Origin of the sequence: Fusobacterium sp. (assembly GCF_019012925.1) — a bacterium.
GTDB lineage: Bacteria > Fusobacteriota > Fusobacteriia > Fusobacteriales > Fusobacteriaceae > Fusobacterium_A.
Genome location: NZ_JAGIRL010000037.1, coordinates 1 through 14,231, shown reverse-complemented (window position 1 = coordinate 14,231; position 14,231 = coordinate 1). Strand labels below are relative to the sequence as shown.

17 protein-coding genes are annotated in these 14,231 nt (G+C 31.1%); 15 read left to right on the top strand and 2 right to left on the bottom strand.

Annotation, left to right across the window (positions count from 1 at the left end; all coding sequences use genetic code 11):
• From QZ286_RS06725 to QZ286_RS06665, 13 genes are all read left to right on the top strand, one after another.
• Positions 1-1,409, top strand: a 1,409-nt coding sequence (locus tag QZ286_RS06725; RefSeq protein ID WP_291256203.1) for a copper-translocating P-type ATPase, incomplete at its 5' end; no start/stop codon positions are given.
• 76 nt (positions 1,410-1,485) lie between these two features.
• On the top strand, positions 1,486-2,070 hold the full coding sequence (locus QZ286_RS06720) for a metal-sensing transcriptional repressor (RefSeq protein WP_291256202.1): 585 nt from the start codon (positions 1,486-1,488) through the stop codon (positions 2,068-2,070).
• 14 nt (positions 2,071-2,084) lie between these two features.
• Positions 2,085-2,744, top strand: a complete 660-nt coding sequence (locus tag QZ286_RS06715) for a response regulator transcription factor (RefSeq protein WP_291256201.1) — start codon at positions 2,085-2,087, stop codon at positions 2,742-2,744.
• 3 nt (positions 2,745-2,747) lie between these two features.
• Entirely contained in the window at positions 2,748-4,130 is a 1,383-nt protein-coding gene (locus QZ286_RS06710; RefSeq protein WP_291256200.1) for a cell wall metabolism sensor histidine kinase WalK, read from the top strand.
• 110 nt (positions 4,131-4,240) lie between these two features.
• Complete coding sequence (locus QZ286_RS06705) at positions 4,241-5,623, top strand: short-chain fatty acid transporter (protein WP_291256204.1); 1,383 nt, start codon at positions 4,241-4,243, stop codon at positions 5,621-5,623.
• 21 nt (positions 5,624-5,644) lie between these two features.
• Positions 5,645-6,301, top strand: a complete 657-nt coding sequence (locus QZ286_RS06700; RefSeq protein ID WP_291256199.1) for an N-glycosylase/DNA lyase — start codon at positions 5,645-5,647, stop codon at positions 6,299-6,301.
• Between the two features lie 26 nt (positions 6,302-6,327).
• Positions 6,328-6,975, top strand: a complete 648-nt coding sequence (gene atoD, locus QZ286_RS06695) for an acetate CoA-transferase subunit alpha (RefSeq protein ID WP_291256198.1) — start codon at positions 6,328-6,330, stop codon at positions 6,973-6,975.
• 13 nt (positions 6,976-6,988) lie between these two features.
• Positions 6,989-7,654: a 3-oxoacid CoA-transferase subunit B gene (locus QZ286_RS06690; protein ID WP_291256197.1), complete on the top strand. Its 666-nt coding sequence runs from the start codon at positions 6,989-6,991 to the stop codon at positions 7,652-7,654.
• A gap of 150 nt (positions 7,655-7,804) precedes the next feature.
• On the top strand, positions 7,805-8,641 hold the full coding sequence (locus QZ286_RS06685; protein WP_291256196.1) for a spore photoproduct lyase: 837 nt from the start codon (positions 7,805-7,807) through the stop codon (positions 8,639-8,641).
• Positions 8,631-9,287, top strand: coding sequence for a suppressor of fused domain protein (locus tag QZ286_RS06680; RefSeq protein ID WP_291256195.1), 657 nt, complete (start codon positions 8,631-8,633; stop codon positions 9,285-9,287). The genes QZ286_RS06685 and QZ286_RS06680 overlap by 11 nt, the downstream gene beginning before the upstream one ends.
• Before the next feature lie 23 nt (positions 9,288-9,310).
• Positions 9,311-10,306, top strand: a complete 996-nt coding sequence (locus QZ286_RS06675) for a spore photoproduct lyase family protein (protein ID WP_291256194.1) — start codon at positions 9,311-9,313, stop codon at positions 10,304-10,306.
• 14 nt (positions 10,307-10,320) lie between these two features.
• Entirely contained in the window at positions 10,321-11,013 is a 693-nt protein-coding gene (locus tag QZ286_RS06670; RefSeq protein WP_291256193.1) for an SDR family oxidoreductase, read from the top strand.
• A gap of 130 nt (positions 11,014-11,143) precedes the next feature.
• Positions 11,144-11,701 carry a ferritin family protein gene (locus tag QZ286_RS06665; protein ID WP_291256192.1) on the top strand — a complete coding sequence of 186 codons (558 nt, stop codon included), beginning with the start codon at positions 11,144-11,146 and terminating at the stop codon, positions 11,699-11,701.
• Between the two features lie 47 nt (positions 11,702-11,748).
• Here QZ286_RS06665 and QZ286_RS06660 read toward each other — a convergent pair whose 3' ends face one another.
• A complete protein-coding gene (locus QZ286_RS06660) occupies positions 11,749-12,252 on the bottom strand; it encodes a hypothetical protein (protein ID WP_291256191.1) in 504 nt (167 codons plus the stop codon).
• A 113-nt stretch (positions 12,253-12,365) separates the two neighbouring features.
• Between QZ286_RS06660 and QZ286_RS06655 the strand changes: the two genes are divergently transcribed.
• A complete protein-coding gene (locus QZ286_RS06655; protein ID WP_291256190.1) occupies positions 12,366-12,857 on the top strand; it encodes a dCMP deaminase family protein in 492 nt (163 codons plus the stop codon).
• Positions 12,858-12,933: 76 nt separating this feature from the next.
• Here QZ286_RS06655 and QZ286_RS06650 read toward each other — a convergent pair whose 3' ends face one another.
• Complete coding sequence (locus tag QZ286_RS06650) at positions 12,934-13,284, bottom strand: hypothetical protein (protein ID WP_291256189.1); 351 nt, start codon at positions 13,282-13,284, stop codon at positions 12,934-12,936.
• Between the two features lie 70 nt (positions 13,285-13,354).
• On the opposite strand from QZ286_RS06650, the gene QZ286_RS06645 reads away from it, so the two are divergent.
• The gene (locus QZ286_RS06645) at positions 13,355-14,020 is read left to right on the top strand and encodes a Crp/Fnr family transcriptional regulator (protein ID WP_291256188.1); all 666 of its coding nucleotides are present in this window, start codon (positions 13,355-13,357) and stop codon (positions 14,018-14,020) included.
• The last annotated feature ends 211 nt before the right edge of the window (positions 14,021-14,231 follow it).

The window sequence follows — 14,231 nt, the reverse complement described above, 5'->3', positions numbered from 1 at the left end:
CTGGAGAGAGTATTCCTGTAGATAAAAATATAGGAGATAAGGTATTTGGTGCAAGTATAAATAAGAATGGAAGTTTGCAAGTAAGAGTTGAGGCAACAGGTAAGGGAACAGTAATCTCTAAAATAATTAAACTTGTAGAAAATGCTCAAGGAAGTAAAGCACCAATCGCTAAGATAGCTGATAAAGTTTCAAGTTATTTTGTTCCGATTGTTATGTTGATAGCCCTTACTTCAGGTGTAGTTTGGTATATATTGGGAAGTAGAGGAATTGTTAAGATACATGAAGCTCCTTCTATTTTTGCACTTACAATATTTGTTGCTGTGATGGTAATAGCTTGTCCATGTTCGTTGGGATTAGCTACTCCAACAGCTATAATGGTAGGGACTGGTAGAGGAGCAGAGTTAGGTGTTTTAATAAAATCTGGAGAGGCTTTAGAGAAAGCACACAAGGTTAATACTATAGTTTTTGATAAGACGGGAACTATAACTGAGGGAAAACCAAAAGTAACTGATATTTTAATATTTAATGGTATGAGTGAAAATGAGATCTTAGGATTGGCTGGAGCTTTGGAAGAGCATTCAGAACACCCATTAGGAGAGGCTATTGTAGAAGCTGGTAGAGAGAGAGAATTGATATTTCCTAAGTTAAAAGATTTTAGAGCAATAGTAGGAAAAGGTGTAATGGGAACTGCTGGAGATGATAGAATCTATATTGGAAATAGAAAATTGATGGAAGAGTTTGATATCCAAATTGATAAGAATGAGATATTAGATGAGTTGGCTCTTCAAGGTAAGACACCAATGTATCTTGCAATAAACGAGAATTTTACTGCTGTGATTGGAGTGGCAGATACTCTGAAACCAGAGGCTATTTTGACTATAAAAGAGTTACAAAATAGAGGTTATCAAGTGGGAATGATAACTGGTGACAATAAAATTACAGCACAAGCAATAGGAAAGCAAGTTGGAATAGATATAATTTTTGCAGAGGTAACTCCTGAAGAGAAGTATCTAAAAGTAAAGGAGCTACAAGAGGAAGGTAAAAATGTAGCTATGGTAGGAGATGGAATAAATGACTCTCCAGCTCTTGTTCAGGCAGATATAGGAATAGCAATAGGTGGTGGAACAGATATTGCTATGGAAAGTGCTGATATTGTTTTGATGAAAAGAAATCTAAAAGATGTTATAACAGCTATGGATTTAAGTCATGCAGTTATAAAAAATATAAAAGAGAACCTATTTTGGGCTTTTATCTATAATACAATAGGTATACCAGTGGCAGCAGGTTTACTCTATCCATTGACTGGCTACCTGCTAAATCCTATGATAGCTGGAGGAGCTATGGCAATGAGTTCAGTATCAGTAGTAACTAATGCTTTAAGGCTAAGAAAATTCAAAGCAAAAATCTAATTATGAGAGGAAGAAACAAAAAAAATTTGTTTCTTCTTTTTTTTTAGAGTACAATATAAGAGAGAAGATATATTAAGTGGCAGGTGATAAAATGGGAGATAATACAAATGGAGTACTTTGTTTATCTAATACAGATGACTTTAGAAAAAAGTTGATTTCAAGGATAAATAGAATAGCAGGACAGTTGAGAGGAATTGAGAGGATGATATTAAATCACGTGAAGTGTGATGAGATACTAAATCAAGTTTCTTCTGTAAAATCAGCTCTCAATGGAGTGGCAAAAGTTGTGTTAGAAGCACATCTAAAAAATTGTGTGGTTCATGATATAAAAGCTGGACTAGAGGAGGAGGCTACATCAGAACTTATACTGACATTGAATACATTGATAGAAAAAAAAGGAAAAAAAATAAATGAGAGTAATAATAGTATAATTAGGAAGATTGAGCAACAGATAGAGACAATGAGAAAATCAATAGAGAAAGATGATTGTTGCAGTAGTGTTCTAAGAGATATCTCTATTATAAAAGGGGAATTGGATAGTATGACTAGAGTTATCCTAGAGGGGCATGTGAAAAATTGCTTGGTGAGAGATATAAAAGCAGGATTAGAGGAGAAAACTATTGATGATTTTCTCTACACAATAAATAAAATGGTAAAATAAAATAGGAGGTTACAGTGAAAAAAATTCTTGTAATAGATGACGAATGGAAGATAAGGAAGTTAATAAAGGACTATTTGGTGAGAGAGGGATATATAGTAGATGAGGCAGGGGATGGAGAAGAGGGAATAGAAAAATTTTTCTCAAATGTCTATGATATTGTTATTTTAGATATAATGATGCCAAAGATTGATGGTTGGAGTGTGTGTAGAAAGATAAGAGAGGAATCACAGATTCCAATTATTATGTTGACAGCTAGAGCTGATGAGGGAGATCAGTTATTTGGTTTTGAATTGGAAACAGATGAGTATATGACAAAACCATTTAATCCAAAATTATTAGTGGCAAAGGTAAAAGCTCTTTTGAGAAGAGATGGAAAGATTGTAGATAATGCTCCTATGTCATTTAGAGATCTGATGATAGATGGTGTAAAAAGAGAGGTAAGATTGAAAGATGAGATCTTAGAGCTGACTCCCAAAGAGTATGATCTACTATATTTTTTCATAGAGAATAAAGGAATAGCGCTATCTAGAGAGAAGATACTTAACTCAGTTTGGGGTTGGGACTACTTTGGAGATTCAAGAACTGTTGATACTCATATAAAAAGGCTTAGAAAAAAAATAGGAGATGACTATATTCAAACTGTAAGAGGTTTTGGATATAAATTTGAGGGATAGAATATGAAAATAAGATGGAAAATATTTTTTCTAATGTGGAGTATGGTTATGATGATTATAGGTGGTTTTGCTATAACAAATAACATATACTTAGAGAAGTTTTATCTAACTACCAAAAAAGATAGGTTAGTTCAAGTTGGAAGACTGATAAGTGATCCCAACTATGTAATAGATTTTAGAAATCTAGAGGTTCAAAATAATGCAGAGATAACAATAAAAAAAACAGATCAAATAGAAAGATATTTTTATCGAAAACTACTTACTCAAAAGGAGATACAGGAGATAAAAAGATACCTCAGCAATGGGGTGCCTATTTTTAAGATAATAAACTATGATGACTATAGAGGGAAAGTTTTAGTTTTATTTATGGAATACAAAAGTGATAGGTACTTGGAGATTATAACTCCATTAAGTTTGATTCAAGAGGGGTTAGAGGTTTCAGTACAGTACCATTTACAAATAATAATTCTCTCTTTTATTATAGGTTCATCAATGGCTTTTATATTTTCTAAGGCTATGGTGGCACCTATTTTAGAATTAAAAGAGATAACTAAAAAAATATCTAAATTGGATTTCTCTAGAAAATTTGAAGATGTTAGAAAAGATGAGATAGGTGAATTGGGAGAAACAATTAACTTGATGGGAGAGACTTTGAAAAAGAATATTGATGAGATCAATAAAGCTAATTTGAAGTTGATGGAAGATATAGAGAAAGAGAAAAAAATAGATAAACTTAGAAAGGAGTTTGTAGCTTGTGTAAGTCATGAATTAAAAACTCCAATAGCTATTATACAGGGTTATGCTCAAGGGTTGAGTGAGAATGTTGCAACTGAAGAGGATAAGAATTTTTATTGTGATGTTATAATAGAAGAGAGTTATAAGATGGATAGTTTAGTGAGAGAATTACTGCTTATTTCACAAATAGAGGCTGGATATTTTAAGATGCAGATGGAAGAGGTAAACCTCTATGAGAATATAAAAGATTTTATAGACAAGTATTCTTCTAAAGCTAAACATATAAGATATGTAGGAAGTAAGGATATCAAAGTTATATGTGATGAAAAATATATTGATAGAGTGTTAGAAAATTTAATAAGTAATGCTATGAAATATAGTACAGATAATGAGGATATAGAGATAGAAGTATTGAAAAAAGAGGATAAATGCAGGGTGATTGTAAAAAATAGAAGTGATCATCTAGACGAAAAGAATTTGGAGACTATTTGGAACCCTTTTGTAAGATTAGATAGTGCAATAGGTAAAGATGGACATGGTTTAGGTTTAGCAATAGTAGCAGGGATATTAGATAATCATAAAAATAGTTATGGTGTTTATATCTCTGAAAATAACTTGGTTAATTTTTGGTTTGAATTAAATCTAATCTAAAAAGTAAAAAAAGTGTTCTAAAAGTATGAAATTCGTTGATGATGCTTGACAAGTGTTAGATATGGTAGTATACTCAAGGTGTGACAAGATTGAAAAAGGGAGATGAGAAGATGACTACTACTAAAAATAGTCAAGGATTATTTAAACGTTTTACTTCATTATGTGTATCTGTTATGCAAAAATACTTACCAGATCCATATATCTTTTGTGCAATGTTAACTTTCATAGTGTTTATAGGTGCTATGGTTTTAACAAAGCAGTCACCAATGAGAATAATTGGACATTGGAGTAATGGATTTTGGTCACTGTTATCTTTTTCAATGCAGATGGCATTAGTTCTAGTAACAGGGCACACAATGGCAAGTTCAAAGATATTTAAAAGTTTTTTAGCTAGCCTTGCATCAAAATTAAAAACACCAAGACAAGCAATAGTTGTTGTAACTTTGGTTTCAACAGTAGCATGTCTTTTAAACTGGGGATTTGGATTAGTTATTGGAGCAATTTTTGCAAGAGAGATTGCTAAAAAAATTAAAGGAATAGATTATAGACTTTTAATAGCTTCAGCTTATACAGGGTTCTTAGTGTGGCATGGAGGATTATCAGGATCAATTCCATTACAAGTAGCTAGTGACAGTGTAGAGGCTTTGAAAAAGCAAACAGCTGGAGCAATGATAGCTAACATACCAACAAGTGAAACTATATTTTCACCAATGAACCTATTCATAATGGGAGCTTTACTAATTGCATTACCTCTTATCAATAGAGCTATGTATCCAAGTGAAAATGAGGTTGTAACTGTTGATCCTAAATTATTAGAAGAAAAAGAAGAGATGATTACAAAGAGCAAGGAGGAAATGACTCCAGCTGAAAGAATAGAAAATAGTAAAGTAGTGTCAATTCTATTAGGAATAATGGGATGGGCATATATATTACAATATTTTATGACAAAAGGATTTAACTTAAATCTAAACTTAGTAAACTTTATATTCCTATTTACAGGAATCTTATTACATGGAACACCTAGAAGATTCTTAGATGCTTTCTTAGAAGCTACAAAAGGGGCTTCAGGAATATTATTACAGTTTCCGTTTTATGCAGGAATTATGGGAATAATGACAGGAGCTAATGCCGAGGGATTATCATTAGCAGTAATAATGTCAAATTTCTTCGTAAATATATCAACACCAAAAACATTCCCACTATTCTCTTTCTTAAGTGCAGGAATAGTAAACTTCTTCGTACCTTCTGGTGGAGGACAATGGGCAGTACAAGCTCCAATTGTTATGCCAGCAGGATTAGAGATAGGAGTTTCAACTGCTAAATCAGCTATGGCAATAGCTTGGGGAGATGCTTGGACAAATATGATTCAACCGTTCTGGGCTTTACCAGCATTGGGAATAGCAGGATTGGGAGCAAAGGATATAATGGGATACTGTTTAATAGTATTACTATGTTCAGGAGTTATTATATCAGCTGGATTCCTCTTATTCTAAGTAAAAATATAGAGGAGTAAAATGAAAAAGAACGAATATTTTTATGAAGTAGAAAAAAAATATTTAGAGATAAAAGAAGATATAGAAAAAAGATTAAAAGAGTTTAAGAGTGTATGGGATAATGGAAACAATAGAGATATTCATGTAGAGATGTCTTTTTGTATACTAACACCTCAATCTAAAGCTGTTAACGCTTGGCAAGCTATTACCACATTGAGAGATAATGGACTTCTTTTTAATGGTAGTGCTGAAGAGATTGTGGAATATCTCAACATAGTAAGATTTAAAAATAATAAATCAAAATATCTAGTTGAACTTAGAGAGAAGATGACAAACTCTAATGGGGAGATCATAACAAAAGATTTCTTCTTAAGTTTTGAAGAGATAAGTAAAGCTAGAGAGTGGATAGTAAAAAATGTCAAGGGGATGGCTTATAAAGAAGCTAGTCATTTTTTAAGAAATGTAGGTTTTGGAAAAGAGATAGCTATTCTGGATAGACACATATTAAAAAATCTAGTAAGACTAGAAGTGATTGATGAAGTTCCTAAAAGTATAACTCCAAAGTTATATTTAGAGATAGAGAGAAAAATGAAAGATTATTGCAAGTTTGTAAATATTTCAATGGATAGCTTAGATTTACTGTTGTGGTATTTAGAAGCGGGGGAAATCTTCAAGTAGTTTTTTTAATAAGCTAGGAGGTAAAGATGAGAAACAAAGTAGTGACAATGGAAGAAGCAGTATCACATGTAAAAGATGGAATGACTGTCTTTATTGGTGGATTTTTAGGAGTAGGAACACCAGAAAAGATAATTGATGCACTAATTGAAAAAGGTGTAAAAGATTTAACTGTAATAGGTAACGATACTGGATTTCCTGACAGAGGGATAGGAAGATTAGTATGTAATAACCAAGTTAAAAAAGTTATTGCTACTCACATAGGAACAAACCCAGAAACAGGAAGAAGAATGAATACTGGAGAGATGGAAGTAGAGCTTTGTCCTCAAGGAACTCTTGCTGAAAGAATCAGAGCAGCAGGAAATGGATTAGGTGGAATACTTACTCCAACTGGTGTAGGAACAATAGTTGAAGAGGGAAAACAAGTAATTGAAGTAGATGGAAAAAAATATTTATTAGAAAAGCCTATAAAAGCAGACGTTGCATTAATAAATGGTTCAGTAGTAGATGAGTTAGGAAACGTTATCTATGCTAAAACTACAAAGAACTTTAACCCAATGATGGCAACTGCAGCAGATACTGTTATAGTTTTTGCAGAGAAACTTGTAAAAGTAGGAGAGATAGACCCAGATCACGTAATGACATCAAGAATATTTGTAGACTATATAGTAAAATAGGAGGCTTAGAAAAATGGAATTAGATAAAAAACAAGTAAGAGAGTATATAGCAAAAAGAGTAGCACAAGAATTAAGAGATGGATATGTAGTAAATTTAGGGATAGGATTACCTACATTAGTAGCTAACTATGTTCCAGAGGATATGGATGTAGTATTCCAATCAGAGAATGGAATAATAGGTGTAGGACCAGCTCCAGAACCTGGAAAAGAGGATAAAGATATGATAAATGCTGGTGGAGGATTTGTAACAGTTCTTCCTGGAGCACAATTCTTTGACTCTTGTACATCTTTTGGAATAATCAGAGGTGGACACGTTGACGCTACTGTTTTAGGAGCACTTCAAGTAGATGAGGAAGGAAACCTAGCTAACTGGATGGTACCTGGAAAAATAGTTCCTGGAATGGGAGGAGCTATGGACCTAGTTGTTGGAGCAAAAGAGGTAATAGTAGCTATGGAGCATACAAGTAAGGGAAGTGTAAAAATACTAAAAAAATGTAATCTTCCATTAACTGCAGCTAAAGAGGTAAACTTAATAATCACTGAAAAATGTGTAATAAAAGTAACTCCAGAAGGATTAGTTTTAACTGAAGTAAGCCCTTACTCTTCAATAGAAGATGTAAAAGCAAATACAGAAGCTGAATTAATAATTCCAGATGATATTAAAATTTTAACTTTATAGTACGATGAGATTATAATAGTTATTTAGAGAGATTGGTTCTATTAAACGATAGAATGATCTCTCTTTTTATTTTACAAAATATTGACTGTATAAAATTATCAAAGTATACTATAAATATAAAATTATTAAGAGTAATAAAGGTGGAATTAGATGATATATATAGCAGTTGCTTTAGGGATAGAAGCTAGACCTTTAATAAAAAAATTTAAGTTAAAGAAGGATAGTACAATAAATAGGGTACAGGTATTTAAAAATGAAAAGATAACTTTGATAGTCACAGGAGTAAGAATATTAAAGAGTGCAATAGCTTTGACATATATACTTTCAAAAGTGAAGATAGATAGTGATGATATATTCATCAATATAGGAGTTTGTGGAGCTAAGAATAAAGAGTATAAAGTTGGTGATATAGTCTTATGTAATAAGATTATAAACTCAGAGAGTAAAAGAGCTTACTATCCAGATATGATATTTGATCATAGATTTAAAGAGGGAAGTTTAGAGAGTTTTAATAGAGTTATTAACTCAGAGAGTGGAGTGATAGGAGACTTGGTTGATATGGAGGGGGCTGGACTTGTAGAAGCTAGTTCATATTTTTTTGAGACATATCAAGTGAATATTATAAAAATTGTTTCAGATTACTTAGATGGTGATATTGATCCAGAAAGTGTGGAGAATTTAATAGAAAAAGCTTTGGTGGAGATAGAAATTTGGTTGGATAGAAGGAGCGAATTTCATCTAGAAAAGGAGTTAGAATTTTCAGATGAGGAGAGAAGAGAGGTAGATTCTCTCATTGTAAAAGGTAGATTCAGTGTAACAATGGTAAATGAGTTAGAATCTCTATTGTTATATTATAAATTAAAAGGTGAAAATTTAATTAAACTTATAAAAAATTATGATAAAATAGAGATGAAGGATAAGAAAGTAACAAAAAAAATATTAGAAGATATAAAAAATTGTGTGATAGGGGTAAAAAATGAAAGATAATAATGAGTTTGAAATAATAGATACTGCTGGATTTGATGCTATTGCGAAAAGATTTAAAAAACTGTATCCGAAAGTGGAAGAGTTACATTTTCACGCTATGGTTTCTTCAAGACTAGGTGGAGATGATCCGTTAGATGGGATCAGTATTTTTAGAGGTGATGGATATTATCATTTTGTAACTTTTGGATTTAGTGAGCTATATGAGAAAGAGTCAGATGATATGGAGTACAGTGGTTATGGATTTGAATTGACTTTTAAATTAAAAATGAATAGTGAGCAATTAAAAAGAAGAAAAAAAGATCTAGATATAAAGGATAAAGAGTTAAAAAATATCTGTTCTATTCTTCAAGAATTAGCTAAATATGTTTTTGAAAGTGGAGAGATATTTCAACCTAATGAATATATTTGGACTGGACAAAAAGAGGGAATAGATGTGAGTAAGAGATCTAAAATAACAGGGTTTATAACAACGTTAGATCAAGCTAAAGAGATTGATACACCCAATGGAAAGGTACAGTTTGTAGAGCTTGTTGGAGCTACTGATAGGGAGTTGAAACTAATAGATAGTGGAAAGATGAAGGTAACTGAGTTATTGAAAAAGTTAAAAACTGATGTTACAGATTTTTCTAGAGATAGTATAGTTTAAGGTAAAAGGAGAAATTTTAATAGATGGATTTATTAAATAAAAGTTTTTCTCATATATATATTGAAAAGGAAGCAAAACAATATATAGAGAGTCAAAAAATATTAAAGAGATTTCCAAATTCAAAGGTGATTGAGATTGATAGCTACAAAGAGATATTTTCAAAAAATAATCAAAATTTCACCTTACAAAAAACAACTCCCAAGCTTATATTAGCAGTGAAAAAAGAAAATTATATATATGAGGGAGCTAAAGTTTGTGAAAGTTTTGGGAATGAGAATTTTTACTACTCATCTTCAGTTTTAAACTGTGTGTATGATTGTGAGTACTGCTATCTACAAGGGGTATACTCTTCAGGAAATATAGTTATTTTTGTAAATTTAGAGGATATGTTTCAAGAGATAGAGAGGATTTTAAAAGAGAGATCTATGTATATTTGCATATCATATGATACAGATTTAATGGCTTTGGAAGAGATAACAGGCTTTGTTAAAAGATGGTATGATTTTGTAAAAAAACATAGGAATTTGAAGATAGAATTGAGAACAAAAAGTTCTAGCATAAAGGTTTTTGGTGAGCTGGAGCCTAATCCTAACTTTATAATTGCTTGGACAATATCTCCTAAAGAGTTTGCAAAACAGTTTGAAAAAAGAGCGGTACCCTTTGAAAAGAGGGTAGAGTCTGCTAAAATATTGATTGAAGCAGGTTGGACGGTGAGAATTTGTTTTGATCCAATGATAAAGGTAGAAGATTTTTACAATATTTATGGTGAGATGATAGACGAAACTTTTAAAGAGATAGATGGAACTAAGATTTTAGATGTTAGTATTGGTACCTTTAGAATATCTAAAGAGTATATGAAGAGAATGAAAAAGAATAGAGTTAACTCTCTAATTTTAAACTATCCTTTCCATTGTCAAGAGGGTGTGTATACATATTCAGAAGCTGAAAATCAAGAGATGTTGGATTTTGTAAAAGAGAAAATACTGAATTATGTAGATTTAGAAAAAATATTTATATAGAAAAAGGAGAAGAGATGAAAAATGTTTTGATAACAGGGGCTACTTCTGGAATAGGATTAGCTATCTCAAAAAAATTTCTAGATATGGGATATTCAGTGTATGGTGTTGGAAGAGATTTTTCTAAAATGAGTATTGAGAGTGAGAGATTTTTTCCAATAGTTTGTGATCTTGTGAAATATCAAAATATAGAGGAGTTAGTGAGAAAATTAAAAAAAGAGGCGGAGATAGATATACTTGTAAATTGTGCAGGAGTAGGATATTTTGGACCACACGAAGAGATTAGTCCCACAAAACTTCACAAGATGATAGCTTTAAATCTAGAAGCTCCCTTAGTTTTAACACAATTACTATTGAGAGATTTGAAGAAAAGAAAGGGAACAGTAATAAATATCTCATCTATCACAGCTACAAAGTCAAGTACTTATGGCTGTGCTTACTCAGCAACAAAGGCTGGATTGTTACACTTTTCAAAGGGATTATTTGATGAAGTGAGAAAGACTGGAGTAAAAGTAATCTCTATCCTTCCAGATATAACTAAGACAGCTTTTTATGATGAATTAAATTTTAGAGAGGGAGATGAGGAGGAGAGTTACATACTTCCAGAGTGTGTTGCAAATGCTGTAGAAAGCCTATTTTTACAGAGGGAAGGAACAGTTATAACTGAGATAATAATTCAACCTCAAAAGCATATAATAAAAAGAAAATAAATTTTTTAAAAAATACTTGACAATAATAGTAATATATAGTATATTAGTATTGTAATAAAAATGAAACGATTACAAAAAAGAAAAAAAGGAAATAGAAATTAAAATAAGGAAAATTTAAGGAGGAATTAAAATGGCAAAATGGAGATGTAAAGTATGTGGAGAAATTATAACTGATGAGACATTAACTCAATGTCCTGTATGTAAAGCTGGAAAAGACAAATGGGAAGAAGTTGTTGAGTCAGGAGAAAGAGTTTGGGCAACTGAGCACAAAGTAGGAGAAGGATTAGCTTGTGGAGATGAAGAGATAATCGCTGGATTAAGAGCTAACTTTGAAGGAGAGTGTACAGAAGTTGGAATGTACCTAGCAATGTCAAGAGTAGCAGATAGAGAAGGATATCCAGAAGTAGCAGAAGCTTACAAGAGAATCGCTTTTGAAGAGGCTGAGCACGCAGCTAAATTTGCTGAGTTATTAGGAGAGTGTGTAACTGCTTCTACTGAAGAGAACTTATCAAGAAGAGTTGAAGCTGAGTATGGAGCAACTTCAGGAAAATTTGATATCGCTAAGAGAGCTAAACAATTAGGATTCGACGCTATCCACGATACAGTTCACGAAATGGCTAAAGACGAAGCTAGACACGGAAGAGCTTTCGCAGGATTATTAGAGAGATATTTCGGGAAAAAATTCTAATTAAACTTTAAATAAAAAAAGAGTCGTTACAGATGTAACGGCTCTTTTTACATATTGTTATCAATATTTGAATCAACATACTCTAAATATAGATTTGAATCTATCATTTTTCCATACTCATCAATAGTATCAACACCATTTAAATAGAGATTGGTAGATAAATTTGGAATAAATTTTAAAGAGTTTCCCTGTATAGTTAGATCATCAATTTTTTTATTAATAGGAACTTTTGAGATAGGGGAACCAATATCTTTTAATAATCTAGAATATATATCTTGAATTTGTGATTTACCTACATTTTCTTTATCAAAAACTACTCTTATTTTATAGAGAGAGTTATTTTTTAGAAAAAATTGGTATTTTGCTACAAAATCTTTAGGAGCATTGACAGAGAATATCTCAACATTCTCCTCTAAAGCTGGTTCTTTTTCAAGAGAATTAAAAATAATATTTAGATCGGATTTAGAATCTCCCCAATTTATTCCCTCAAAATCAACGATTGCAAAGGAAAGAGTACAAAGAGTAAAAAATAGTATAAAAATTTTTTTCATAAGCTACCTCCTAGTGTAATTCTATCAAATTTAATATATTAGATAAAGAAAAATTTAAAAAAGTTTAAAAATATGCTATATTATCTTATATAAGCAAGATTGGAGGGTAAAATATGAAAAGAGAAAAATATATAGATTGGGACGAATATTTTATGGGAGTAGCTCTACTTTCAGCTAAAAGAAGTAAGGATCCAAATACACAGGTTGGAGCTTGTATTGTAAATGATGAAAAAAGAATCATAGGAGTAGGCTATAATGGATTACCAATTGGTTGTAGTGATGATGAATACCCTTGGGAGAGAGAGGGAGAATTTTTAGATACTAAATATCCTTTCGTGTGTCATGCTGAATTAAATGCAATTTTGAATAGCACTAAGAGTTTAAAAGGTTGCACTATATATGTGGCTCTATTCCCTTGTCATGAGTGTAGTAAGGCTATTATACAAAGTGGAATAAAAGAGTTAGTTTATCTTTCGGATAAATATGCTGGAACAGAGTCCAATGTAGCTTCAAAAAAGATGTTAAATTCTGCTGGTGTAAAATATAGACAGTTAAACTCTCAATTAAAGAGATTGGAGTTGTCATTTGATATAAGTGACTATTAGAAAAATAAAAGGAAAAAACTACTAGAATGAGAAGTATTCACTCTCAAATTAAAAGTAATTTTTTCCTTTTTTAGTTTTATTTTCTCTTAAAAAAATCTTTAAAGGATTTTTTAGGAGATACATCTTTCATCTCTTTTTGTTGAGTTCTATACTGTGACCAATTTGGATCATTTTTCATATGTTTTTTTAGTTGACTCATATATTGATATGTTGCTTTAGCATCAGAGACCTTTTTTCTTATTCTGAATTTGAAGTCAGAAAGAGTTTCACCTATTCCAACAAAAATATATTTTATATTATAGAAAACTCTTTTAAAAAAGTTATATTTATAAATCTCTCCACAATTGGGACATTTATATTTAGCTATTTTGTCAGATATCTTCATTTTTTTGTGACAGGCAGGACAGATAATAATAAATTTTTTCATTTCAAACTCCTAAATATGATATAATTATTTAAATATTATATCATAAATATATTATGAGGAGAATAAAAAAGTGAAAAGTAATGGTATACAAAATATAGACCTATTAAAAAACATATCTAAAATTGAGAATTTGAAAGTTTTAGAAGGGATAAACTATCAGATTTTATCTTATAAAAAAAATGAGTATGTAGCATTTAGAGGTGATTTAATTAAGGGATTGTATGTGAATATTGAAGGGAACTTAGTTGCTGAAATGTCAAAGGAAGATGGGAATATAAAAAAAATTGAGGAGCTAAGGAATGGGACAATAATAGCTTCAGCTTTTATTTTTGGTAAAAATAATAAATTTCCAGTAGATTTGATAGCACAAACAGATGTGAAAATACTTTTTATAGAAAAAGAAGAACTAATTAAACTGTTACTATCTAATTCTGAAATACTGGTAAACTTATTGGATGATATAAGTAATAAGGCGCAGTTTCTCTCTAAAAATTTATGGGAGAGTGTAAGTAATAAAACTATATCTGAAAAATTATCAAAGTACATTTTAAAAAATGAGAGAGAAGGGGTAGTAATCTTAGATAAGACAATAAAAGAGCTTGCTGAATATTTTAATGTGAGCCGTCCATCATTATCAAGAAGTATGAAAATCCTTGTAGATCAAGGAGTTATAGAGAGAGTTGAAAAAGGTAGATATAGGGTAATAGATAGAGAAAAACTGAAAAGTTTTAAATAAATAAAAAAAAGTGTTGACGGATTATTAAATGTATGATATTATAATCTATGTCCGCGAGGAAGCGAGACAAAATAATGTTAAGGACATTAGCAACAGAATAGAGAAAGACAATAAATGCAAACACAACAATAAATTGGTGTAAATTATCAGTAAATTTTACTGAGTTAAATAGATTGAACGAAGAGTTTGATCCTGGCTCAGGATGAACGCT